The organism is Curtobacterium salicis (genome assembly GCF_011759505.1).
GTDB classification, from domain to species: domain Bacteria; phylum Actinomycetota; class Actinomycetes; order Actinomycetales; family Microbacteriaceae; genus Curtobacterium; species Curtobacterium salicis.
This window is the reverse complement of sequence record NZ_JAAOYO010000002.1, coordinates 811,379-835,929: the sequence shown is the minus strand read 5'-3', so window position 1 is coordinate 835,929 and position 24,551 is coordinate 811,379. Positions and strand designations below refer to the sequence as shown.

At 72.3% G+C, this 24,551-nt stretch carries 19 protein-coding genes; 10 read left to right on the top strand and 9 right to left on the bottom strand.

Going from position 1 to position 24,551, the window contains the following annotated elements; translation table 11 throughout:
* Window positions 1-129 precede the first annotated feature (129 nt).
* Both E9228_RS08240 and E9228_RS08235 read left to right on the top strand, forming a co-directional pair.
* Entirely contained in the window at window positions 130-2,160 is a 2,031-nt protein-coding gene (locus tag E9228_RS08240) for a cytochrome c oxidase assembly protein (protein WP_166780060.1), read from the top strand.
* A complete protein-coding gene (locus tag E9228_RS08235) occupies window positions 2,157-3,491 on the top strand; it encodes an AAA family ATPase (protein WP_166780059.1) in 1,335 nt (444 codons plus the stop codon). Before E9228_RS08240 ends, E9228_RS08235 begins: the two co-directional genes overlap by 4 nt.
* Before the next feature lie 137 nt (window positions 3,492-3,628).
* Here E9228_RS08235 and E9228_RS08230 read toward each other — a convergent pair whose 3' ends face one another.
* Complete coding sequence (locus E9228_RS08230; protein WP_166780058.1) at window positions 3,629-4,270, bottom strand: DUF4383 domain-containing protein; 642 nt, start codon at window positions 4,268-4,270, stop codon at window positions 3,629-3,631.
* Between the two features lie 88 nt (window positions 4,271-4,358).
* Between E9228_RS08230 and E9228_RS08225 the strand changes: the two genes are divergently transcribed.
* Both E9228_RS08225 and E9228_RS08220 read left to right on the top strand, forming a co-directional pair.
* Complete coding sequence (locus tag E9228_RS08225; RefSeq protein ID WP_166780057.1) at window positions 4,359-5,270, top strand: phosphatase PAP2 family protein; 912 nt, start codon at window positions 4,359-4,361, stop codon at window positions 5,268-5,270.
* A gap of 112 nt (window positions 5,271-5,382) precedes the next feature.
* Complete coding sequence (locus tag E9228_RS08220) at window positions 5,383-6,522, top strand: CE1758 family FMN-dependent luciferase-like monooxygenase (protein WP_166780056.1); 1,140 nt, start codon at window positions 5,383-5,385, stop codon at window positions 6,520-6,522.
* Between the two features lie 104 nt (window positions 6,523-6,626).
* On the opposite strand, the gene E9228_RS08215 is transcribed toward E9228_RS08220, so the two are convergent.
* Window positions 6,627-7,022, bottom strand: a complete 396-nt coding sequence (locus E9228_RS08215; RefSeq protein ID WP_166780055.1) for a DMT family transporter — start codon at window positions 7,020-7,022, stop codon at window positions 6,627-6,629.
* A complete protein-coding gene (locus E9228_RS08210) occupies window positions 7,022-7,336 on the bottom strand; it encodes a DMT family transporter (protein ID WP_111076030.1) in 315 nt (104 codons plus the stop codon). The genes E9228_RS08215 and E9228_RS08210 overlap by 1 nt, the downstream gene beginning before the upstream one ends.
* Before the next feature lie 90 nt (window positions 7,337-7,426).
* Here E9228_RS08210 and E9228_RS08205 point away from each other — a divergent pair, with 90 nt between their 5' ends.
* The 4 genes from E9228_RS08205 to E9228_RS08190 all read left to right on the top strand — a co-directional run bounded on the left by E9228_RS08205 (window position 7,427) and on the right by E9228_RS08190 (window position 11,499).
* Window positions 7,427-8,008, top strand: a complete 582-nt coding sequence (locus tag E9228_RS08205) for a TetR/AcrR family transcriptional regulator (protein ID WP_166780054.1) — start codon at window positions 7,427-7,429, stop codon at window positions 8,006-8,008.
* Between the two features lie 237 nt (window positions 8,009-8,245).
* Window positions 8,246-9,265, top strand: a complete 1,020-nt coding sequence (locus tag E9228_RS08200) for a permease (RefSeq protein WP_341849843.1) — start codon at window positions 8,246-8,248, stop codon at window positions 9,263-9,265.
* Window positions 9,252-10,085, top strand: a complete 834-nt coding sequence (locus tag E9228_RS08195) for a TIGR03943 family putative permease subunit (RefSeq protein ID WP_166780053.1) — start codon at window positions 9,252-9,254, stop codon at window positions 10,083-10,085. Before E9228_RS08200 ends, E9228_RS08195 begins: the two co-directional genes overlap by 14 nt.
* Window positions 10,075-11,499, top strand: a complete 1,425-nt coding sequence (locus E9228_RS08190; RefSeq protein ID WP_166780052.1) for a hypothetical protein — start codon at window positions 10,075-10,077, stop codon at window positions 11,497-11,499. The genes E9228_RS08195 and E9228_RS08190 overlap by 11 nt, the downstream gene beginning before the upstream one ends.
* Window positions 11,500-11,557: 58 nt before the next feature.
* Here E9228_RS08190 and E9228_RS08185 read toward each other — a convergent pair whose 3' ends face one another.
* From E9228_RS08185 to E9228_RS08175, 3 genes are all read right to left on the bottom strand, one after another.
* Entirely contained in the window at window positions 11,558-12,520 is a 963-nt protein-coding gene (locus E9228_RS08185) for a helix-turn-helix transcriptional regulator (protein ID WP_166780051.1), read from the bottom strand.
* A gap of 245 nt (window positions 12,521-12,765) precedes the next feature.
* Window positions 12,766-13,812: an NAD(P)-dependent alcohol dehydrogenase gene (locus tag E9228_RS08180; RefSeq protein ID WP_166780050.1), complete on the bottom strand. Its 1,047-nt coding sequence runs from the start codon at window positions 13,810-13,812 to the stop codon at window positions 12,766-12,768.
* 147 nt (window positions 13,813-13,959) lie between these two features.
* Window positions 13,960-14,958, bottom strand: coding sequence for a substrate-binding domain-containing protein (locus tag E9228_RS08175; protein ID WP_208385627.1), 999 nt, complete (start codon window positions 14,956-14,958; stop codon window positions 13,960-13,962).
* A 135-nt stretch (window positions 14,959-15,093) separates the two neighbouring features.
* On the opposite strand from E9228_RS08175, the gene E9228_RS08170 reads away from it, so the two are divergent.
* Window positions 15,094-21,087, top strand: coding sequence for a GH92 family glycosyl hydrolase (locus E9228_RS08170; protein WP_252727964.1), 5,994 nt, complete (start codon window positions 15,094-15,096; stop codon window positions 21,085-21,087).
* A gap of 82 nt (window positions 21,088-21,169) precedes the next feature.
* Here the strand turns inward: E9228_RS08170 and E9228_RS08165 are convergent, their stop codons facing one another.
* From E9228_RS08165 to E9228_RS08155, 3 genes are all read right to left on the bottom strand, one after another.
* On the bottom strand, window positions 21,170-21,862 hold the full coding sequence (locus E9228_RS08165) for a DUF6766 family protein (protein ID WP_166780048.1): 693 nt from the start codon (window positions 21,860-21,862) through the stop codon (window positions 21,170-21,172).
* A gap of 90 nt (window positions 21,863-21,952) precedes the next feature.
* Complete coding sequence (locus tag E9228_RS08160; RefSeq protein WP_166780047.1) at window positions 21,953-22,369, bottom strand: hypothetical protein; 417 nt, start codon at window positions 22,367-22,369, stop codon at window positions 21,953-21,955.
* A gap of 90 nt (window positions 22,370-22,459) precedes the next feature.
* Window positions 22,460-23,557, bottom strand: a complete 1,098-nt coding sequence (locus E9228_RS08155) for a glycerate kinase (RefSeq protein ID WP_166780046.1) — start codon at window positions 23,555-23,557, stop codon at window positions 22,460-22,462.
* A gap of 138 nt (window positions 23,558-23,695) precedes the next feature.
* Between E9228_RS08155 and E9228_RS08150 the strand changes: the two genes are divergently transcribed.
* Window positions 23,696-24,538, top strand: coding sequence for a formate/nitrite transporter family protein (locus tag E9228_RS08150; protein ID WP_166780045.1), 843 nt, complete (start codon window positions 23,696-23,698; stop codon window positions 24,536-24,538).
* The last annotated feature ends 13 nt before the right edge of the window (window positions 24,539-24,551 follow it).

Sequence of the window (24,551 nt, the reverse complement as noted above, 5' to 3'; positions counted from 1 at the left end):
ACCGCTCAGCTCCACGGAAGGGACGGCGTCCGCGCCGTCCCTTCCGTCGTTCCCGCAAGGCCCGTCCCCTGTCCACAGGTCGGGCTGCGCCGTTGCCGTGGTGCGCCGGGCAGCGCCTAGGCTTGACGGGTGAACCGCATCGCGCGCATCGCCGGCCCCGGCGTCCTGCTGCTCGCGGCGTTCGTGTCCCTGCTCGTGGCGCTCGTCGTCGGCGGTGGTGCCGACGCCGCGCTCATCGCGGACCCCGGCGCGGTCGTCCGGTTCGGGCTCCCCCTCGCGCGGATGCTCGTCGACCTGTCCGCGGCCGCCGCCATCGGTGGGCTCGCCCTCGCGACCATCGGGCTCTCGCGCACGGCGCCGGAGTGGGACCGGGCGATCGACGTCGCTGCCGCGGCGGCCGGTGTCTGGACGGTGACCTCGGCGGTCACGACCTTCTTCACGTACCTCAGCGTCGCCGGCGGCGCGGTGAGCCTCGACGCGAAGTTCGGCCAGTCGATGGGCGTCTTCCTCACCGGTACGGACCTCGGGCTCGCCTGGCTCACCACCGTGCTCGTCGCCGCTGCGGTGACGGTCCTCTGCTTCGCGGTGCGTTCCCGCGGCATGGTCGCGCTGACGACCGGCGTCGCGCTGATCGGCCTCGTCCCGCTGACGCAGCAGGGCCACGCAGCCGGGACGGCCAGCCACGACGCCGCCGTCACCGCGCTCGGGCTGCACCTGGTCGGTGCCGCGCTCTGGGTCGGCGGGCTGGTGATGCTCGTCCTCATCCGCGACGTCGTCCCGGGGGGCCGCCTGGCTGCGGTCGTCGGCCGGTACTCCAGCGTCGCGCTGGGCTGCTTCGTGCTCGTCAGCGTCTCGGGCGTGGTGTCGGCACAGATCCGGATCGGGGCCTGGGCGGAACTCGGCAGCCCCTACGGCGTGCTCGTGCTCGTCAAGGTCGGTGCCATCGTCGCGATGGGCGTCATCGGGGCGATGCACCGTCGCCGGGTGATCTCCGCCCTGACCGCGGCGCCCGCTCGGGTCCGGCCGTTCTGGACACTCGTCGTGGTCGAGCTCGCGGTGATGGGTGTCGCCTCGGGGTTCGCCGCCGCACTCGGCCGCACCGCGACCCCCGCCGGGCAACTGGCGCTGAGCAAGACCGCCGACCCGACCCCGGCCGAGATCCTCACCGACGACTCGCTCCCCGCGGCCCCCGGATCGTGGGGCTGGCTGACGAACTGGAACACCGACCTGTTCTGGGTGATGGCCGCGGTGCTGATGGTCGTCGCCTACGCCGCCGGGGTCGTCCGTCTCCGCCGGCAGGGTCGGTCCTGGCCGGTCCGACGCTCGGTCGCCGCGGGCATCGCGATCGTGGCGCTCGTCGTCGCGACCTCGGGTTCGCTGCACACCTACGACCGCTTCCTGGTGTCGGCGAACGTCGGAGCCCACGTGGTGCTCGGGCTCGTCGTCCCCGCCCTGGTGTGGGCCGCGGCACCCGTGCAGCTCATCCGGGCCGCCGTCCACCCTCGGACGGATGACAGCGCCGGGGTCGCCGAGTGGACCACCGTCCTCGTCGACAACGCCGTGGTGCGCTACCTGGTGCAGCCGTTCCCCGCGTTCCTGTTGCTCGCCGGTGTCTGGTGGGGGTCGTACGCGACCGACGTGCTGCGCTGGTCCGTCAGCGACGCCATGGGCCGCACGGTCGTCGACTTCGTCTTCCTGCTCGTCGGACTCCTGGCACTGCCGACCCTGCTCACGCCGATCGCCCTCGGCGCCCGGCGCCCGTCGACTGCCGCGTTCCTGGTGCGTGGCGGCGGCGCGGTCGTCGTCGCCGCGGGCACGGTCTCGCTCGGCATCGCGATGCAGGGGCCGCTCGGGCTGCTGCAGGCGTCCTGGTTCGGCGCGATGGGCCGGACGTGGGGACCGGACCCGCTCGTCGACCAGGCGCACGCGGGCACGGTGCTGATCGTCGCCGGGGTCCTCGTCGTCATCGCGGTCGTCGCCGTCGGACTGGTGCGGCTGCGTCTCGGGGCCGCGGCCGGCGACGTCGCCGGTCCGCCCGTGGCACCGGCTGCTGCTCCGGCTGCGGAGGCCGCGGAAGCTGCCGAGGCCGCGGAGGCTGCGGACGTCGCGGCGTCGCCGGTCGGCGACAGCGGTGTCGCGAGCGGATCGAGCGCCCGGTGAGCGTCGAGCTCTCCGCCGAACAGCGGGCGGTCTTCGAGTACATCGAGTCGACGCGCGACCACGTCTTCATCACCGGACGCGCGGGCACCGGCAAGTCGACGCTGCTCAACCACCTGTCGTGGAACACCGAGAAGCAGGTCGTCATCTGTGCGCCGACCGGCGTGGCCGCGTTGAACGTCGGCGGCCAGACGATCCACTCGCTGTTCCGCCTGCCGATCGGTCTCATCGCGGACGCCGAACTGCGGCAGGGCCCGGACACCCGGAAGCTCCTCAACACCATCGACACCCTGGTCATCGACGAGGTCTCGATGGTCAACGCCGACCTGCTCGACGCCATGGACCGCTCGCTGCGCAAGGCCCGCGGGCGGCAGTTCGAACCGTTCGGCGGCGTGCAGGTCGTCATGTTCGGCGACCCGTACCAGCTGCCCCCGGTGCCGGGCGACGGTGACGAGCGGGCGTACTTCACCGACCACTACCGGTCCATGTGGTTCTTCGACGCCAAGGTGTGGCTCGAGGCGCAGCTGCACATCATCGAGCTCGCCACCGTGCACCGGCAGCGGGACGACGCCTTCGCCGCGATGCTCACCGCGGTCCGCCACGGGCGGGTCACCGCCGACGTGGCGCAGCAGCTCAACGAAGCGGGTGCCCGACCCGCGCCGGACGACGCGATCACCCTCGCCACCCGGAACGACACCGTCTCGCGCATCAACAAGGCCGCGCTCGAACGCCTGCCCGGCAAGCTGAAGACCGCCAAGGCCGACGTCAACGGTGACTTCGGTGGCCGGAACTACCCGGCGGACGAAGCCCTCGAGCTGAAGCCCGGCGCGCACGTCATGTTCCTGCGCAACGACCCGGACCAGCGATGGGTGAACGGCACGCTCGGCATCGTGCGGAGCATCCGGGACACCGTGTGGGTCAGCGTCGACGGCGAGGACTTCGAGGTCCAGCCGTCGGTGTGGGAGAAGTTCAAGTACTCCTACGACCCGGACAAGAAGGAACTCAAGAAGGACACCGTGGGGGAGTTCCAACAGTTCCCACTGCGCCTGGCCTGGGCGGTGACGATCCACAAGTCGCAGGGCAGCACGTACGACCGCGCCGTCGTCGACCTCGGCAACCGGGTGTTCAGTGCGGGGCAGACCTACGTGGCACTGTCGCGCCTGACGTCCCTCGACGGGCTCTACCTGACGCGTCCCCTCCGGCCCGCGGACATCATCGTGGACGTCGACGTGCGCCGCTTCATGTCCGAGTCACCCCGGGTCGTCGCGACCCAGCTCGAGGCGCCGAAGCCCGCGGCCGACAGCACGGATCCCGCGGACCCCGCCGACGCCTGACGCTCGCTCGTTCGATCTGGCGCTCGCCTGCCCGGCACAGGGCGCGTCGACCCCGGGGAGCGGCTGTCCAGCCAGCACCCCCGAACGACGACGCCCGCCTGCCGGAGCGGCAGACGGGCGTCGAGGGACGGAACCGGTCAGGCGCGAGCGCCCGCTGCCCGCAGCGCGCGGAGGTTCTCCTTGTCGGCACCCAGCGCGGTGAGGAGCAGGATGACGGCGACGATGGCGTGGAAGACGTTGTCGGTCGTGTTCAGCGCGAGGACGTTCGCCGAGGTGTTCGAGAAGACGAACCCGTAGACGGCGAGCACGAGCAGGACGACACCGATGACCAGGTTCACCGTGCGGGACCCGATCGTGTTGCCGAGGCCGACGATGAAGAACGCGGCGGCCAGGATCGTCCACAGGCCGCAGAGTGCCGGGTTCAGCCCGAACGAGTTCCAGAGGAACCCACCGGAGCGGCTGAAGAACGCGCCGCCGCCGTCCTGGGCGAAGAAGAAGCCCAGGATGCCCCAGATCGCGAACAGCGTGCCGGCGGTCATCGCCAGTGCACGGTTCGGCGAGGCGGTGATGCTCGGTTCCTTGACGGCCACTTCGGTCTCCTCTTCCTGCGCGACGATCGCGCTGTACGACTGCCCGCCGTCGCGCTGGTCACGGACGCTGCCAGGGCCACGCGCTCCGGTGGTGGTCCGACCTGTGTCACGCTGTCCGGAGACCTGCTGCAGGACGGCCGTGGCCTTGCTGCGGAGGCCTGTCTTCCCAGCTTCCGACGGGCGGTCCAACGGTATCGTGTCGGACCCCGAGCGGCCGAATCGCTTCCCGCTCAGCAGACGGACGACGAGGCCGACCACCATGACCCCGAGGAGGACGATGCCCGTGACGCGGACACCGGAGCGCACCGCCGCCGAGTCCTTCGACGAGGGGCGTGGACCGAGCGTGTCCCGGAGGCTCCGGTGGGCGCTGCTCGCGGCTCTGGGGTTCGTGATCGTGCCTTCCGTCTACGCGGTCGCCGTGTTGACACCGTTGGGGCAGCGGGTGGAGGACGCCGCGCTCGGCGGTGTCCGCGAGTCCGACCTGTTCGGGTCGGACACCGCCCTCAACGTCATCTCGGTGCCGGTGATCCTGCTGTTGGTCGTCGTGATCGCCGCCGTCGCGTTCGCACGCAAGCGGCTCGCCGTGGGCCTCGGAGCGGGCTTCGTGGTGCTCGCGTCCGCGGGAACTTCGACGTTGCTCAAGCGTATCGCCGAGCGCCCGGAGATCGCTCAGTCGGAGACGCCGAACTCGTTCCCGTCCGGGCACGCGACGATCGCCCTCGCGGCACTGTTCGCCGTGCTCATGGTGACGCCGCGTCGGTTCCGTCCGCTGGTGTTGCTCGCCGGCACCGTCTACGCGGTGTTCGTGGCCAACCAGACCGTGGTCTACGGGTGGCACCGGGTGAGCGACATCATCGGTGCCTGTGCGATCGCGCTCTTCTGGCTCGGGTTCGTCCGTGCGGTCGGTCCGCAGGTGGACCGGGGTGCCCGCGGCGACCGTGACGGCCGTCGGGGGCCGCGCCGGCTGGTGACGGTGGTGCTGCTCGTCGCCGTGGCCGCCGCGCTGCTGGTCGGGGTCGTCGCCCTCCTGATCGGGACCCTCGGCGACGACCACGGCGCGATGCTGCTGGCGGGTCGGCTGGCGTCGTCCGCCAGCGTCCTCGCCGTGATCACCGCGGTGTGGTTGGCCGACGGCATGCACCACGTGCCGCCGACGACCAGTCCGGACGCGCCTCCCGTCCGCGTCTGACCACCGCCGGTGGTGGTGGCGGGAATGCTCCCGTCTGCGCTACGTTGTACCCGTCAGTTCGATGCAAACGCATTGAACCGGAACGAGCCAGCGACAGACGAGGCGGCACATCATGCAGTTCGGGATCTTCACGGTCAGCGACGTCACGACCGACCCCACCACCGGGACCACGCCGGACGACACCCAGCGCGTCCGGGACATCCTGACGATCGCGCAGCACGCGGACCAGGCCGGCCTCGACGTCTTCGCCACCGGAGAGCACCACAACCCGCCGTTCGTCGCGTCGAGCCCGACGACGATGCTCGGCTACCTGGCCGGCGTCACGAAGGACATCACCCTCTCGACCTCGACGACCCTGGTCACCACGAACGACCCCGTGCGCATCGCCGAGGAGTACGCGATGCTCCAGGTCATCTCCGACGGCCGCATGGACCTGATGATGGGCCGCGGCAACACCGGCCCGGTCTACCCCTGGTTCGGCAAGGACATCCGTCAGGGCCTCAACCTGGCGGTCGAGAACTACGCGCTGATCCGCCAGCTCTGGGAGAACGAGGTCGTCAACTGGCAGGGGCAGTTCCGCACGCCGCTGCAGGGCTTCACCTCGACCCCGCGCCCGCTCGACGGCGTCGCGCCCTTCGTCTGGCACGGCTCGATCCGCACGCCGGAGATCGCGGAGCAGGCCGCGTACTACGGCGACGGGTTCTTCCACAACAACATCTTCTGGCCGATCCAGCACACCGAACAGATGGTCGGGCTGTACCGCCAGCGCTACGAGCACCACGGCCACGGTCGTGCCGACCAGGCGATCGTCGGGCTGGGTGGGCAGTTCTTCGCCCGGAAGAACTCGCAGGACGCCATCGATGAGTTCCGCCCGTACTTCGACAACGCCCCGGTCTACGGCCACGGCCCGTCGATGGAGGACTTCACCACCCAGACCCCGCTCACCGTCGGGTCGCCGCAGCAGGTCATCGACCGCTACGCCGCGATGAAGGACCACGTCGGGCACTACCAGCGCCAGCTGTTCCTCATCGACCACGCCGGCCTGCCGCTGAAGACGGTGCTCGAGCAGATCGACATCCTGGCCGAGGACATCGTGCCGGAGCTCCGCCGCATCAACGAGTCCGACCGGCCCGCGCACGTGCCGTCGAACCCGCCGACGCACCTGGAGCGCGTCGTCGCCGCGCAGTCGGCCGGCACGGCCGGTGCCGACCACGTGGCCGCCGTCGACGAGTGGACCGGCGCGTCGGTCTGACCGCGCGCGCCTGACGGACGGGAGGCCCAGGTGCCAGCTGGCACCGGGCCTCCCGTCCGTCTCGGCGCGCGGCGCGAGCGTAGGTGCGCGTCCCGAGCCTCGGCTCAGCGGACGGAATCCGCCTCGCGGTCGGGCGGGAGTGTCCGCCCGGCCGAGGCCCGGCCCCCGCGCGGCGCCGCCGGGCGGGCCGGGACCAGCTTCAGGCCGACGACGCAGCCGACGATGCCGGCGATGAACAGCAGGCGGAGGAGCGTGACCGGCTCCGCCCCCGTCGCCATGCCCCAGAGGACCGTGAGTGCCGCTCCGGTGCCGGTCCACACGGCGTAGGCGGTGCTGATCGGGATGTGCTTGAGGACGTACCCGAAGGCGCCGAGGCTCAGCACTATGGTGACGGCGAACACGACCGTGGGCCCCGGGCGGGTGAACCCGTCGCTGGCACCCAGCGCGGTGGCCCAGACGGTCTCGAACGCGGCGCTGACGAACAGCACGACCCAGGCCATCAGCTGACCACCTTGAGTCCGACGACGCACGCGACCAGGCCGAGGACCAGGCCGAGGCGGGCCAAGGACGCGGCCTCCTGTCGGCGCAGGACCGCGACGACGACCGTCAGCGATGCGCCGATGCCGACCCACACGGCGTAGGCGGTGCCCACCGGGATCTCCTTCATGGCGAACGCGAGCCCGACCATGCTGAGGGCCATGCCGGCGACGAAGACGATCGTCGGCACCACCCGCTTGAACCCGTTCGACGCGCCGAGTGCGGTGGCCCAGACGGCTTCGAGCACGCCCGACAGCACCAGGATGACCCATGCCATGGTGTTCCTCCGATCCGAAGTCGTACGACTGTGCGACTTCACGGGGACCAGTTCTAGCACGAAGTCGTACGATCGTGCGAGTATTGACGGATGACGCGCAGCATCGACCTCGAGGAACGACGCCGTACCGTGTCCGCGGCGGCCTGTCAGGTCCTCGCGCGGGACGGCCTCGGCGCCCTCTCCGTCCGGAACGTCGCCGCCGAGGCGGGTCTGCCCCCGAGCACCGTGCGGTACGCGTTCCCGACCCAGGCGAGCGTCCGGGAGCACGCCATCACCTCGGTGTTCGACCGCACCCGGCAGCGCATCGACGCGATCCCCGCGGGTCTGCCGCCGCGACGGTGGGTGCGGGCCGTCCTCGTCGAGCTGCTGCCCCTCGACGACGAGCGCGTGGTCGAGCTGGACGTGTACCTGGCCCTCGGGAACGCCGCACTCACGGACGTCGAACTCCGGCCGACACTCGACCGTGTCGTCGTCGAGATGCGTCAGTGGTGCGAACGGGTGCTCGGCGTGCTCGGGGTGCCGGCGGCCGACCTGGAGTACGAGGCCTGCCGCCTGCACGCGCTCCTCGACGGGCTCGCGATGCACGTCGCCCGGCTCGCGCCCGGTGAATCGGGGGACTGGGCGATCGACGTCCTCGACCGCCACGTCGACGGGCTCGCCGCCCGGGGCTGATCCAGAACCGGGCCCGCCACGTCGACGGGCTCGCCGCCCGGGACTGACCCGGAGCCGGGCCCGCCACGTCGACGGACTCGTCGCCGGCGACCGATCCGGAACCGGGCCCGTCCGCCGACCGACGGACTCGCCGCCCGGTGCCGAACCGGAGCCGCTCGCCCCGTCGGCCGGCGGCGGTCCGCCGGACCCGGCACGAGCCTCCAGGCCGGCGACGCGGGCGGCCCCTATCCTGTCCCGGTGACGAGCACCCCCGCCCGCCCCGTCACGACGCGCCCGCGCAGCCTGACCGGCCCCGGTCTGGTGCTCGCCGCCGTCGTGGCGCTCCTCGCCGTCCGCGTGCTCTCGCCGGCCGTGGGGTCCGCGGGCCTGCCCGACGTGGTGCAGGACTTCCTGACGCTCGCGATCAGCGTCGTCGTCGAGTCGCTGCCGTTCGTGGTCCTGGGCATCGTGCTGTCGATCGTCGTCGAGGTCTGGGTGCCGCACGGGGTCCTCGAACGGATCCTGCCGGAGCGGCCGATGCCCCGGCGTGCGGTCATCTCGCTCATCGGCATGCTGTTCCCGGTCTGCGAGTGCGGCAACGTCCCGCTCGCCCGCGGCCTCATGCTCCGCGGGTTCACCCCGGCCGAGGCCGTCACGTTCCTCGTCGCCGCCCCGATCCTCAACCCGCTCGTCATCATCAGCACCGCCCAGGCCTTCGGCTGGTCCGGCTGGATCCTGCCCGCGCGGATCGTCGGCGGCTTCGTCGTGGCGAACCTGGTCGGGTGGATCGTCGCCGCACACCGGCGTCCGGCGGACCTGCTCCTGCCCGCGTTCGAGGCCCGCTGCCGCGCCGCGTTCGGTGCGCCCCCGGTGCGCGACAAGTGGCGGGAGAGCGCGTCGCACTTCGGCGGCGAGACCGCGACGATGATGCCGGCCCTGTTCGTCGGCGCCGGGCTGGCCGCCGCGATCCAGGTGGCGGTGCCGCGGAGCGCCCTCGTCGCAGTCGGGTCGAACCCGGTGCTGTCGGTGCTCGCGATGATGCTCCTGGCGATGACGGTGTCGCTCTGCTCGAACGTCGACGCCTTCTTCGCGCTGTCCTTCGCGTCGACGTTCCTGCCCGGGTCGATCACCGCGTTCCTCATCATCGGGCCGATCATCGACGTGAAGATGATCGCCCTGCTCCGGACGACGTTCCGCGCCCGCTTCCTGGTGCTGCTCGCCGTCGTCTGTGTCCTGTTCGCCGCGACCGTCGGGTTGGTGCTGAATGTCCTCGTCTGAGCAGAACCCGCACGAGCACGAGCACGAGCACGCTCCCAGCCGCGCGGACCGCACCGCCGCGCGTCGGGCCCTGCTCGGCCTCGGTTCCGTCCTGGCCGTCGCCCTCGGCACGCTCTGGCTCGGGCTCGCCGACCACCTCGACCTCTACATCAACCCCCGCTACGCCGTCTTCACGCTGGTGCTCGCCGCCGTCGCGGTCCCCGCATCGGTCGCCGGACTCGTCGTGGTCGCCCGCCACGGCGGTCACGCCCACGACGGCGACCCGGAACCCCGGCCGGGAGGCGGCGGTCGCCTCGTGCACGTCGTCCTCGGCTCGGTCGCGGCGCTCGTCACGATCGGCACCGTCGTCGCGATGCTCGTCCTGCCCCCGACGACCCTGTCCGCCCGGACCGCCCAGCAGCGGAGCGTCGGGTCCGCGTCACTGTCCGACGCGACCGGTGCCGGGGCGCCGGTGTCGCTCCTCGGCAGCGAGTCGGTCGACACGTCGGGCTACGGCGTGAAGGACTGGGCAGCGCTCATCCGGCAGAGCACCGACACCACGGCGCTCGTCGGTCGGAAGCTGACCCTCACCGGGTTCGTCGTGCCCGGTCCCGACGACACGTTCACCCTGACCCGCTTCGTCGTCAGCTGCTGTGCGGTGGACGCCCAGCCGGTCGGCATCGGGGTCACGACCGACGGCACCCCGCCGCCGGAGGACCAGTGGGTCCGGGTCGAGGGTGCCCTCGCCGCGAACCCGGACACCGCCTCGGACGCCCGGCTCGTCATCCGCGCCGCGACCGTCACCCGCGTCAGCCAGCCCTCGGACCCGTATGAGTACTGACACCGGCAGCGACGCCGTCCGTCCGCGGCGTCCGGTCACCCACCGCTTCCGCCGCCGGTTCCTCGCCGTCGTGGTCGTCCTGGCGGTCGTCGCCGCGCTCGCCGCCGTGGTCGGGTCGCAGCAGGGACCACGCCTGCGCTCGGTGTCGTACGACGCGAGCGACCTGGTCACCCGGCCGGCGCAGCGCGTGATCCTCACCGCGAACCAGGCCGTGCAGCGCGTCCCGGCCTCGGCGGTGCGGGTCAGCCCGGCCGCGCCGTTCTCGGTCACCTCGAGCGGCAACACCGTCGCCGTCGAGTTCGCTGGCCCGCTCGGCTACGACCGCGACTACACGCTGACCGTCCGGGGTGTCCGTGCCCCGGGGCAGGCGGCGGCGTCGGAGCTCCGCACCACGATCCGCACCGGCAGCACCGACGTCCTCGCCGTGCTGCCGGGCAGCAACGGGGGGCCAGACCGCATCGTCCGTCGCGACCTCGGCGCCGCCGGCACCCGCACCGTGTACCGCGCGTCCGGCATCGTCGAGTACGCGGTCCTCGCCCGGTCCCTGGTCGTCCTCCGGAACGACTCGTCCGGCCACTCCGCGATCGACGTCGTGCCGCTCGCCGACGGGGTGCAGGACCCCGCGGTCCCCGTCGAACGGCTGTCGATGCCGAGCCCCGTCGGCACCGCGAAGGCCCTGCACGCAGCCGACGACGGTGCCTCGTTCGGGTTCGTCTACGCCGACACGTCCTCCGGTCGATCCGAGGACGTCGGCCTGTACGACGTCGACCTGACGGGGACGCACCAGCCGGAGCCGGTCGGACCGGACGGCACGCCGTCGATCGGCGCGACACCGCTGTCGGTCGCGCAGTGGGCCTACGTGCCGCGCACCGAGAGCGCCCTCGTCCGGACCGGCACCGACGACCTGGTGCTCGTCGACATGGGCGGCCGGAGCGAGGCCGTCCGGCTGGGGTCCGCCACCTACCTGCACGGCTTCGTCGGCTCCGGCACGACCGCGGTCGTCGAGACCGGCACCGGGATCGTGCAGCTCGACCTGACGGACGGACGTCGGACCGCGCTCCCCGCCCCGGCCGCGAGCACCGACCAGCCCTACCTCGGACGGATCGCGCCGCTGGCCGAGGGGCGGTACCTGCGGCTCGTCGGGTCGACCCGTGCGGACGGCACCCTGGCTGCCCGCATCGTGCGGGTGGACGGGGCCCGTGCCTCCCGGCTCGCCGTGACCATCCCCGACGACGCGAGCGTCACCGCGGTCTGCCCGTCGCCGAACGGGCAGTTCGTGGCACTCGCGACACGGTCGGCCGACGGCGCGCTCGTCAGCGTCGTGGACACGGCGTCGGGCGCGCTCGAGGCGTCCCTGGCGGGGACGGCGATCGACTGGTGCGCCGCCCTGCCGACCGGTGACGAGGTCGGCTGACGAGGTCGGCTGACGCGGTGCGGCTCAGCTGGACCGCCGCACCCGGGACGGGCGGTCGCTACTGCCGCAGCGTCCGCCGCGGGTACTCCCCGAAGCGCCGCAGGTACTCGCCGGAGAACCGGCCCATGTGCGAGAAGCCCCAGCGCGAGGCGATCTCCGCCACCGACGCGGTCCCCGGCTCCGCAGCGACCAGGTCGGCGTGCACCTGGCGCAGTCGGACCTCGCGGAGGTAGTTCATCGGCGTGCGGTCGAGGGTCCGCTGGAACGACTCCTGCAGGGCACGGACGCTGAGGTCCGCGGCCTGGGCGATGTCCGACACGGTCAACGGTTCGCCGGCGTGCTCGTGCAGGAACTCGACGGCCTTCCGCACGCGCGTGTTGCGGCGCTCGCCGTAGCCCTCGGGCTGCACCTCGGCCTGCAGCCGGTAGAGCCCGAACAGGGAGCGGACGACGTCGCGCTGCGCCTCGTGCCAGGCGAGCGACTGCTGGCCCTCGGTCCGGAGGGCGCGGACGGCACCGGCGACGGACCCGCGCCAGTCGTGCACCGCTGTCGTGCTCGGCGGTGTCGACCGGTCGAAGGCGAGCGTGCCGTCGACGATGTACTGCTCACGGGCGACGTCGAGGACCAGGTCGCGGTCCAGGTGCACGAGCCGCTGGTCCCAGTTCTCGTACTCCATCTCGAACCGTCGCTCGATGGGGAACAGGGTCGGGACGCCGGGCTCCATGCGCACCTCGTCACGACCGACGTCCACGCGTGCGCGGCCGGCGTCGATCCACTGGACGACGACCTCGCCCTCGACGGCGACGTCGCCGCGGAGATAGCCGTGCATCTGGGACCGGCGGATGCTCATGCGGTCGTCGCCGACGCCGACGTACTTGTACCAGTAGTCGTGGTCGACGGGCGAGGAGTACCAGGTCCGTCCGGCGTACATGCCGGCGAGGTCCTGGACCGCGCCGCCGGTGTCGGTGCCCGACACGGCGACGATGGCGCCGTTCGGTGCCGAGTTCTCCGGGTTCGTCATGACTCCACCATCCCGCTGCTCCCGGTCGGGCGCGAGCCGCCCGGCGCGGTGCCGCCGCGGGACGGCGTTCCGCGGACCTTCACCGCCGTCACACGGAGGTCTCCCCAAGGTTCGACCGCGGAACGGGGGACAGGCGGTGGACGCGACCGGTGGACGGACGGGAGGCCCGTCACCAGCTGGTGACGGGCCTCCCGTTCGCGGTGTGGACCGGCCGTCGACGTGCGGGACGACGACCGTGCCGGTCGTCAGGCCAGCGTCGCGGCGTCGATGACGAAGCGGTAGCGGACGTCCGAGGCGAGGACGCGCTCGTAGGCCTCGTTCACCTGGTCGGCGCTGATGAGCTCGGTCTCCGGCAGGATGCCGTGCTCGGCGCAGAAGTCGAGCATCTCCTGGGTCTCCTTGATGCCGCCGATGGACGAACCCGCCCAGCTCCGACGGCCCGGCAGGAGCGCGAACGCGGGGACCTGGAGCGGCTCGGACGGGGCGCCGACGTTGACCATCGTGCCGTCGACCTTGAGCAGGCTGAGGTGCGCGCCCATGTCGATCGTCGCCGAGACGGTGTTGATGATGAGGTCGAACGAGCCCTTGAGCTCCTCGAACGTCTCCGGGTCCTTCGTCGCGTAGTGGGCCTTCGCGCCGAACTTCAGCGAGTCCGCCTGCTTCGAGGTGGTCTGCGACAGGACGGTGACCTCGGCGCCGAGTGCGGCGGCGATCTTGACGCCCATGTGTCCGAGACCGCCGAGGCCGACGATCGCGACCTGCATGCCGGGGCCGGCCTTCCAGTGGTGCAGCGGCGAGTACAGCGTGATGCCGGCGCAGAGCAGCGGGGCGACCTTCTCGAGGTCGAGCGACTCGGGGACGCGGAGGACGAAGTCCTGGTCCACGACGACGGCCTGGGAGTAGCCGCCCTGCGTGATGGTGCCGTCGGCGGGGTCGACGCTGGCGTAGGTGCCGATGTTGCCCCGCAGGCAGTACTGCTCCTGGCCGGCGAGGCACTGCTCGCACTCACCGCAGGAGTTCACCATGCAGCCGACGCCGACCAGGTCGCCGACGGCGTACTTCGTGACGTCGGAGCCGACCTCGGTGACGTGGCCGACGATCTCGTGGCCGACGACCTGCGGGTACTGGATGGGGCCCCACTCGCCGCGAACGGTGTGGATGTCGGAGTGGCAGATGCCGGCGTAGGCGATGTCGATCATGACGTCGCCCGGCAGGAGGTCGCGGCGCTCGATGGTGGTCTTGACGAGCGGTTCGGTCGCGGACGGTGCCGCGTACGCGTTGACGGTGCGCAAGGGTCTCCTCGTGGGGTGGGGATGTCGGGCCGGGTGCGGCCCACGATCGATCCTGCTCCCGTTGCGCGACACGTGAGAGGTACGGCTGGAACACCCTTCGGGTTGCCGCGGCCGGTCCGACGTGCTGCTCCGTGCGGACCTGCGGGGTCAGCGCGACGTGCTGCTCGAGGCCCGGACGACCAGCCGCACGGGCAACACGTGGTGGCGTGGTGGCCCGTCGTCACCCGCGATCCGGGCGAGCAGTTCGCGTGCGCCGACGCTGCCCATCGCGTCCGGGTCGTGGGCGATCACCGTGACGCCGAGCACGTCGGCCAGGTCGAAGTCGTCGAAGCCCACCAGGGCCGGGCGCTCCGGCCGGTCCACGAACGCGCGGAGCGCTCCGGTCGTGATGCGGTTGTTCGTGGTCACGATCGCGGTCGGTGCGTCCGGACCGTCGACGAGGTCGCGTGCGGCCCGGGACGCCTCGTCGAGGTCGTGCGAGTCGCTCCGCACCCAGCGCTCCCAGTCGGGGATCCCGGCCGCTCGCATCGCCGTCCCGAACGCGTCGACCCGCTCGCGGTGCGTCGACAGCCGGCTGAGGTCGCCGATGAGACCGATGCGACGGTGTCCGCGCTCCAGCAGGTGTTCGACGGCGACCCGCACACCACCGGCGTTGTCGAGGACGACCGAGTCGGCGGCGACGTCCGCGGGGGCACGGTCGAGGAAGACCACCGGTGTCCCGAGCGTGCGTTCGCGGGCGAGCAGGGTGTGGTCGTCGTCCGCGGACACGACGAGCAGTCCGCTCACCCGACGTTCCACGAGGTGCGCCACCAGGGTCCGTTCCCGGGCGGCGTCCTCGTCGTTCGACGCGGAGAGCAGGCTGAGCCCGGGGTCGCGGAGGGCGTGTTCGGCCCCGCGGGCGATGCGTGCGTAGAAGGGGTTGGCGACGTCGCCGGTGACGAGTCCGACGGTCGCCGAACTGCCGCCGGCACGGAACTCGCGGGCGAGCGTGTTCGGGCGGAAGCCGAGCTCCGCGGCGACGCTGAGGACCCGCGCGGCGGTGTCGGCGGCGACGTACCGCTCGCCGTTCACCACCCGCGAGACCGTCTTCATGCTGACGCCGGACCGCTCGGCCACGGCACGCAGCGTCGGTCGCTCGGAGTGCACCCGGTCATCGTACGGTCGTGCGCTTTCCTGAGCAGTCCTTGACACGACTCCCATGGAACGGATAGAAACTCCCGGTGTGACAACGCTGTCATGGTCGACGCGGCGTCACCTTCTCTCCAACCACGAAAGGTGACGATGTCGTCATTCGGTTCCCGGCGCGGCCGGACCATGCAGGAGATCCGCGGAGCAGTGGGCGGGTTCGGGACCCGGGTCACGGCCGTGGTCGTCGGGGCGGCGATCGTCTCGTCCGGCGCGCTCCTCGGGGCGGTGCCCGCGCACGCGGCCGCCGGCCCCTTCACCACCTCGTTCGAGGGCGGTGACGCGCAGCCCCTCCAGAACACGCCGCTGACCCCGTCGACGACCGTCACCGGGTCGACGCTCCCGGTCGGCAGCCTCCTCGGCCACGTGACGGCCGTCACGGCCGACGCCGAGAACCCGCCGAACGAGGTCGCCGCCAGCCTGGCCGACGGGAACCCCGGGTCGAAGTGGCTCGCGTTCCAGGACACGGGCGTCATCACGTACCGGCTCGACCAGGCCGAGACGCTCCGGCAGTACTCGCTCACGAGTGCGAACGACGCACCCGGTCGCGACCCGCAGGCGTGGACCCTCGAGGGCTCGACCGACGGCAGCACGTGGACCACCGTGGACACGCAGTCCGCACAGTCCTTCAGCGGTCGCGGGAAGACGAACCAGTACACCGCGGCGACGCCCGGCTCGTACGCGCAGTACCGCCTCCGCATCACCCGGAACAGCGGCGACGGGATCACCCAGCTCGCCGACTGGAGCATCTCCGACGGGTCCACCACCCCGCCGCCGCCCAGCCCGATGGTGACCCAGGTCGGCAACGGCCCCGTCTCCGGGCTGAACACCCGCTCCACCGTCGGCTTCAGCGGCACCAAGGCGCTCCGCTACTCCGGTGCCCACGTCGCGGCCGGTGCGGCGAGTGCGACGAACGTCCTCTACGACGACGTCTCGCTGCCGATCACGACGGACAGCGAGCTCAGCTACAAGCTCTTCCCGGAGCTCGGTGGTGACACGACCTACCCGGCGACCTACGCCGCGGTCGACCTGCAGCTCTCCGACGGCTCGCTCGTCTCCGCGTCCCCGCAGGTCACCGACGAGAACGGCAACCGAGTCTCGGCGGAGGCACTCGGCCACGGCAAGGTCTTCTTCGTCGACCAGTGGAACTCGATCCGGATCCCGCTCGGTGCCCTCGCCGGCAAGACGGTCGACAAGGTGCTGTTCACGTACGACGACGACGCCGCGGGCACCAGCGCCTCCACGACGTTCCAGGGCTGGGTCGACGACATCCGCATCGACCCGGCGGCCGAGCGCATCGACGGCTCGAGCCTGACGGACTACGTCGACACCCGTCGCGGGACGAACTCGTCCGGCGGCTTCTCGCGGGGCAACAACGTCCCCGCCGCGGCGGTCCCGAACGGCTTCAACTTCTGGACCCCGATGACGAACGCGTCGAGCCAGTCGTGGGAGTACTCGTGGCAGTCCGACAACGACTCGGCGAACCTGCCGCGCCTGCAGGGCATCGGCATCTCCCATGAGCCGAGCCCGTGGATGGGTGACCGCGACCAGCTCGCGATCATGCCGTCGACCTCGGGCACGACCCCCGACGCCTCGCTCGGAGCCCGAGCGCTGGCGTTCGACCACAACGACGAGGTCGCCCGACCGGACCTGTACTCGGTGCGGACGAAGTCGGGTGTCGTGGCCGAGGTGACGCCGTCCGACCACGGCGCCGTCCTCCGCTTCGCCTTCCCCGCGTCGAGCGGCAGCGTCGTGTTCGACAACGTCGGCTCGGACGAGCAGACCTCGGTGACGATGGACCCGAACGGGACGGTCAGCGGCTGGACGCAGGGCGGCTCCGGCCTGTCTGTCGGCGCCACCCGGATGTTCTTCGCCGGCACGTTCGACCAGGACCCGTCGGGCACCGGCACCGCGGCGGGCGACCGCTCGAGCGCCCGGTACGCGTCGTTCTCCGGCCTCACCGGGGACCACGTGGTCGAGCTCCGCCTCGCCACCTCGTTCATCTCGCTCGACCAGGCACGGCACAACGCCGACCTCGAGCTGGCCGGCAAGTCGTTCGCCCGGGTCCAGCAGGCCGCCGCATCCGCGTGGAACGACCGCCTCGGCGTGGTCACCGTCCCGGAGTCCGCGGCGAGCGACACCCAGCTGCAGGCCCTGTACGGCTCGCTCTACCGGATGAACCTCTACCCGAACTCGCAGCACGAGAACACCGGCACCGCCGGCGCACCGGTCTGGGAGCACGCCAGCCCGAACGTCGCTCCGAAGGGCGCGGCGACCGCCACCACGACGAACGCCGTCGTGAAGGCCGGCAAGGTGTACGTCAACAACGGGTTCTGGGACACCTACCGCACGGTGTGGCCGCTGTACTCGATGCTCTACCCCGACGTCGCCCAGGAACTCGTCGACGGGTTCGTGCAGCAGTACCGGGACGGGGGATGGACACCGCGCTGGTCCTCGCCGGGATACGCCGACCTGATGACCGGCACGAGCTCCGACGTCGCCTTCGCGACCGCGTACCTCGACGGGGCCGTGGACACGACGACCGCGCTCGAGGCGTTCGACGCCGGCTTCAAGAACGCCACGACCGTCTCCACCGACGTCTCCGGTGCCGGTCGGAAGGCACTCGACCAGTCCGCCTTCCTCGGCTACGTCCCCGACTCGCTGGGCGAGAGCGTCTCGTGGGGCCTCGAGGGCACCATCAACGACCACGGTCTGGCGAAGATGGCCGAGGCGCTTGCGAAGGACCCGGCGACCCCGGCAGACCGTGTCGCCGAGTTGACGGCCGACGCCGCCTACCTGGACGACCGGGCGAAGGACTACGTCAACCTGTTCGACCAGGATGCCGGGTTCTTCCAGGGCCGCGACGCCGACGGGTCGTTCCAGGTCCCGGCCGACGACTTCGACCCCGCCGAGTGGGGCGGCGCCTTCACCGAGACCGACGGCTGGAACTTCGCGTTCCACGCCCCGTTCGACGTGCAGGGCCTCGCCGGGCTGTACGGCGGTGACGACCAGCTCATCGCGAAGCTCGAGCAGTTCTACGACACCCCGGAGACCGCCGAGAACGTGGGCTCCTACGGCGGGCAGATCCACGAGATGCTCGAGGCCCGCTCGGTCCGCATGGGTCAGCTCGGCATGAGCAACCAGGTCTCCCACCACATCCCGTACATCGCCGCCGCTGCCGGCGACCCCTCGCTCACGCAGAAGATCGTCCGCGAGAGCATGCGACGTCTGTTCGTCGGCAGCGACATCGGGCAGGGCTACACCGGTGACGAGGACAACGGCGAGATGTCGTCGTGGTTCGTGTTCTCCGCGCTCGGCCTCTACCCGTTGGCGCAGGGCTCCGGGCAGTACACGATCGGTTCGCCGCTGTTCTCGCAGGCCACCGTGCACCTGCCCGGAGGCGACCTGCGCGTGAACGCGGCGGGCAACAGCGCGAGCAACGTGTACGTGCAGTCGGCCTCGTTCAACGGGAAGGCCCTCGACCGAGCGGTCATCTCGCAGGCCGACGTCGCGAAGGGCGGCACGCTCGACTTCCGCATGGGGTCGACCGCGTCGAACTGGGGCGCCGGCAAGACCCAGGGTGCTGAGGGGCCAGACGCCCCGGCCGTCGCACCGAAGCCGCTCGTCGACGCCACGACCTCCGGGTTCGGCGCCACGACGAGCGATGACGACACCGCACTCGGAGCACTGACCGACGACGAGTCCCTGACCGCGACGACCTTCCGGAGCGCCACCGCGGCGATCACCTGGAAGTCGGCGCAGGGCCCCGTCACCGTCGACCAGTACACGCTCACCACCGCGGCCACCGGTGCCCAGCCGACGTCGTGGAAGCTCGAGGGCTCGAGCGACGGCACCACCTGGGTGCCGCTGTCGACCGTCGCGAAGGACGACTTCGACGCACCGCTCCAGACCCGTCCGGAGACGATCGCCCACCCCGCCGCACTGACCTGGTACCGCCTGTCGGTCACCGGGACCAGCACCGGGGCGGCGCCGTCCATCGGCGAGTTCGAACTCCTGGCGGACAGCACCGCCACGACCAGCGCCTTCGCCGTCGAACCGACACCGGGATTGACCGCGGAGGTCGGCGAGACCTTCTCCGGCGACCTCGCCGCGATCACCGGGCCCGGCACCACGGCCGGCGACTACGCGGTGACGGTCGACTGGCAGGACGGTTCGGACCCGCAGCGGGTGACCCCGACGAAGTCGGCCCTCGGCGCGTGGGAGGTGCCCGGCGAGCACGTCTTCGACACCACCGGCGAGCACACCGTGCACGTCGTCGTGCGGTCCGGCACGGAGATGGCGAGCACCGACGTCCCGGTGACGGTCTCGCGGACCGCACCGAGCCTCCGGGGTTCGTACGACGACGTCTGCCTCGGTGACCCGGGTCAGGCCGCGAACTGCGACTTCGGGGGCCGCGGGTTCTCCCGTTCGGCGCTCGCGGCCGACGGGTTCACGCAGGGGGCGACGAACCAGGTCCCCGGCACCGACCTGACCTTCGACCTGCCCGCCGTGGAGCCCGGCCAGCCGGACAACGCGACCGGGAACGGTCAGACCATCCCCGTCCCGACCGGGACCGACATCACGGAGCTCGCGGTGATCGGCACCGCGAACGAGCGCGCGCAGCAGACCGTCGGCACGATCCGGTACTCGGACGGCACCACCGCCGAACTGCCGATCGAGTTCGGCGACTGGACCGCCTCGCTCGCCGCACCCCGGTTCGGTGACACCCTCGTCGCGACGAGTGACCACCGGACCGTCGGGGTGAACGGCACCGACCGCGTCCCGGCGGGTGTCTTCGCGACGCCGGTCACCACGGTGCCCGCCGGCAAGCAGGCGGTCGCGATCACCCTGCCGGTCCAGACGGGTGCACCGTCGAACGCCGGGAGGATCCACGTCTTCGCGATCGCGACGAACGGCACCCGGATCCCCACGACGGCTCTCGACGCGACCGCGGGCGACACCCTCACCGGCACCGCCGGCGAGGAGGTCTCCGGGCTCCTCGCGACCGCGACCGGCGGCACCGTCGGCACGGGGACGACCACCGCGACCGTGAACTGGGGCGACGGCTCACCGCTCGAGCCCGCGACCGTCAGCGTCGCCGACGGCACGGCGACGGTCACCGGGACCCACACCTACGCGGACGCTGGGGAGCGGACGGCCCTCGTGACCGTGGACGACGGCACGGGGAGCGCGACCGTGCGCACGCCGGTGACGATCGAGGCGGCTCCCGTCTGGACCCCGACGCTCACCACCTCGGCGGGCGACGGCGTCCGACCGCGTGCGACGGTCCACATCACCGGTGCCGGGTTCGCCGCGGGTGAGTCGGTCACGGTCGGCGTCGACGGGGCCACGGTCCGGGTCACGGCGACCGCGGGGAGCGACGGAGCGGTCGGGTTCGACGTGACCGCTCCGGGGCGCCCGGGCAGCCACGTGGTCTCGGCCACGGGTGACCGGTCGCAGACCCCGGCCAGCGCGACCTTCCAGGTCGTCGTCCCCGGCAGCGGGGGCGGGAACGGCGGCGGACCGGGCGGCGGCGGGAACGGCGGCGGCAACGGCGGCGGACACGGCGGCGGCAACGGCAACGGCAGCGGCGGACACGGCGGCGGCAACGGTGGTGGCGGACACGGATCGTGGGCGCCGGAGTTCCGGCTCCTCGCCGAGGCCGGAACCGAGGGCACCGTCGTCGGCTACTCCGGCAGCGGGTTCGCGCCGAACGAGCGGGTCGCCCTGACCCTGCACAGCGCCCCCGTCGCCCTGGGCACCGAGACCGCGAACGCCGACGGTGTGCTCGACGGCACCTTCACGGTCCCGTCCGCAGCGCACCCCGGCGCCCACCGGGTGGAAGCCCTCGGTGCCACGTCCGACGTCACGGTGAGCGTCGCGTTCCGGGTCCTCGCCCGCCCCGCGGCCGACGCCGGCCGAGCCCCGGCTGAGCCGGGCGACTGGGACGGTCTGGCCTGGACCGGTTCCGACGTCGACCCTGCGCGCTGGGGACTCGTCGCCGGTGCGTTGATCGCCCTCGGCGCAGCCATCACCGGCGCGGTCGCCGTGGTGCGCCGTCGGCGGAACCGGGTCGGTCTGCCGTCGTAGTGAGGAGCAGCCAGGGGGACGCCTGACGGACGGGAGGTCCGGTGCCGGTCGGCGCCGGACGTCCCGTCCGTCGTCGTGGCGGTCAGCCCTCGGCGCCGGTGTCGTCGTGCGGCGCCCCGACCGGCTTCGACTCGGGCGACCCACGCTCGCGGAGGAACACCGAGAGCACCGCCATGCTCCCGACGGCCAGGAACTCCGACTGCCAGTTCTGCAGGGTCCGGTTCCAGAAGTCCGCGCTGCCGACGTACTGCGCCCACGTGACCGGCGCCTCGAGGTCCAGGAGCTGCTGCTCGTCGTACGACACCACCCCGGCGGCCGACTGTGCCGCCCAGCTCGCCAGGAAGACGCCGCCCATCACGAGCAGCAGCGAGTGCGAGAAGACCACCTGCCGGACGCCCCCGACCGCGGCCCAGCGGGGTGAGCGGGGACCGGCGTGCGTGCCGACCTCCTGGTCCTCGTCGGACTCGAGCCCGGTCTGGTCCTGCTCCTTCGACTCTGGCGAGCCGCGTTGCACGAACCACACCGTCGCCCAGATGTACAGCAGGAACTGCAGGTACTCGGACTGCCAGTTCTCGGCGACGTCGGCGGCGAAGCTCGACGAGGTGACGTACTCCACCCAGCCGATCGGGTCGAGGCCCTGGGCCGCCTGGGTATCGTCGAACACCGCCCAGCCGGCGAACGACTGCCCGACGAGCGCCGCGAGGAAGACCCCGCCGAAGAACAGCCCGAGCGCGTTCTGGCGGACGGCCCGGCGGACCGAGCGCTCGGTGTGCACCCCGCTCACCGCCCGAGCGCCGCGATGACGAAGCAGGACGCCAGCCCGACGACGATGACCACCAGGTACGCGGTGAAGAGCTTCCGCACGTCAGCTCCCGTCCAGGACGCAGTCGAACGGGGCGTCGGGAACCGGTGTGCACCCGGCAGCGCGGACCAGCCACGTCGACCCGGAGCGCGCGAGGAACAGGGCGTCGCCGTCGCCGCGCACGAAGGCCGCACGGCCGTACACCTCGGTCGATGCGGTCCGGACGGTGGTCGGCAGGTCGAGGTCGAGCACGCCGTCAGCGCAGTCCCGGTGGGTCTCGTCGGTCACGGCCTGCCGGGCGTCCGGCACCAGGAGGGCGCAGGCCTCGGCGCCGCCATGGTCCGCGATCGCCGCGGCGAAGTCGGACGCCGCGTCGACGGCCGCCGTCCGGGTGCTGCCACCGGCGCTGCACCCGGCGAGCGAGGCCACGAGTGCGACCGCCAGCAGGGCCGTTCGGGTGCGGGTCGGTCGGTGGTGCATGGCACCTGGGTACCGCGGTGCGGCAGGAGACGTTCCGGACCTGTCCGGCTCACGCGGGGCGCGCCTCCCGTCGGTGTCCGTCCCCGGCGCTCAGGCGTCCTGCGCCCGCGCGAACCGCGCCCCCGCGATCCGGGCGAAGCGCAGCGGGTCACGGAGTGCGTCGTCGGGCTCACCCGTGATCTGCGTCGCGATGACGGTGAGCGAGGCCGCCAGCGTGAACCCGTCGAGTGGTGCGGCCAGCGCACCGGCGACCACAGCCACCGGTGTACCGAGGCCGGCGGCGAGCGCCCGGACCACGGCCGGCGCCTTGCCCTCGGCGCTCTGGGCGTCGAATCGTCCCTCGCCGGTGACCACCAGGTCGGCGCCGGCGACGGCGGCCGACAGCCCGATCGCGTCGGCGATCGTCGCGGCACCACTGGCGATCCGGGCGCCCCAGGCGAGCAGTCCGAAGCCGGTCCCGCCGGCCGCACCTGCTCCGGCAGCGGTCGGGTCGACGTCGGGGAAGCACGCGGCCCAGCGCCGGAGCCGGTCCTCGTGTACGGCGGTCCGGTCGGGCGTCACGCCCTTCTGCGGCCCGAACACGGCGGCCGCCCCGTGCTCGCCGAGGAGCGGCGAGGTGACGTCGCTGAGCACCACGGCCCCGAGCGGCGGCAGCGGGCGGAGCGCGGTCGCATCGACGGGAGGCACGTGGTCGAGCACCTCGCCACCGGTGACGCCGGTCGGTACCGCCGTCCCGAGCGCGAGCCCCAGCGCCTGCAGTGCGCCGACCCCGCCGTCGGTCGAGGCACTGCCGCCGATGCCGAGGAGCAGCCCGGTGGCCCCGGCGTCGAGGGCCGCGGCGATCGCCTGCCCGAACCCGGTCGTGTGCGCGGTGTCGGGGCGGAGGTCGTCGAGGAGCGTCAGCCCGCTCGTGGCCGCGAGCTCGACCAGGGCGCGGCCGTCCGGCAGCCGGAGCCAGGCTGTCTCGACGGGCCGGTCGTCCGGCCCGGTCACCGTGACCGGTACCCGCTCGCTGCCGGGTACCGCTCGAGCCACGGCGTCGAGGGTGCCCTCGCCGCCGTCGGCCATCGGCAGGAGGACGAGGTCGTCGTCCGGCCGCTCACTCCGCCAGCCGTCGGCGACGGCCTCGGCGACGTCGGCCGCCGACGCGGTGCCCTTGAACGAGTCCGGTGCCATGACGACGCGCATCCCGTCACGCTACCGCTCCCGCAAAACGCAACCCCGGCGTCGTCACACCACGGAGTACCGCTGCGCGATGACGCCCACGTTGCGTTTCGCGGACGCACCGGCCGGGCAGCCCGGGGAGCGCTGAGTACCGTCCGGACGATGACCGACGACCGCCGCCGTGAACTGGGCTCCACCGACGCCCCCGTGGAGGACGAACTCGCCGAGTCCTTCGACGCCACCATCGAGGAGGGCGCCGAACGCCTGCACCGCACGACCCGCGCCATCGTCATCACGGGGTTCTTCGGCGGCCTCGAGGTGAGCCTCGGAGTGATGGCGTACCTCGCCGTGCTCACCGAGACCGACAGCCACCTGCTCGCCGGCCTGGCCTTCGGCATCGGCTTCATCGCCCTGCACCTGGCCCACAGCGAGCTGTTCACCGAGAACTTCCTCATGCCGGTCGCCGCGGTCGTCGCCCGCGAGGGGACGGTCCTGCAGCTGGTGAAGCTCTGGGGTGGCACCCTGCTCGCGAACCTCGCCGGGGGCTGGGTCTTCATGTGGCTGGTGGTGCACGCGTTCCCGCAGTGGCACGCCACCCTCACCGAGTCCGCCGCGCACTTCATCGACGCGCCGTTCGGTCTGCAGAGCATCGTCCTGGCCGTCCTCGGCGGCAGCACCATCACCCTGATGACCCGGATGCAGCAGGGCACCGACTCGGACCCGGCGAAGCTCGTCGCCGCCGTCGCGGGCGGGTTCCTGCTCGCGGGCCTGCAGCTGTTCCACTCGATCCTCGACTCGCTGCTCGTCTTCGGTGCGATCCAGGCCGGTGCGCCGATCACCTACGGCCAGTGGCTCGGGTGGTTCGGGTACACACTGCTGTGCAACGTGCTGGGCGGCCTGGTGCTCGTGACGGCGCTGCGGCTGCTCCGCACGAAGGAGCTGGTGCAGGACCGGCGCCGGGACGCGGAGGACGACCCCGAGCGCGCCAGCACCGAGCAGGACTGAGGCGCGGTCGGCG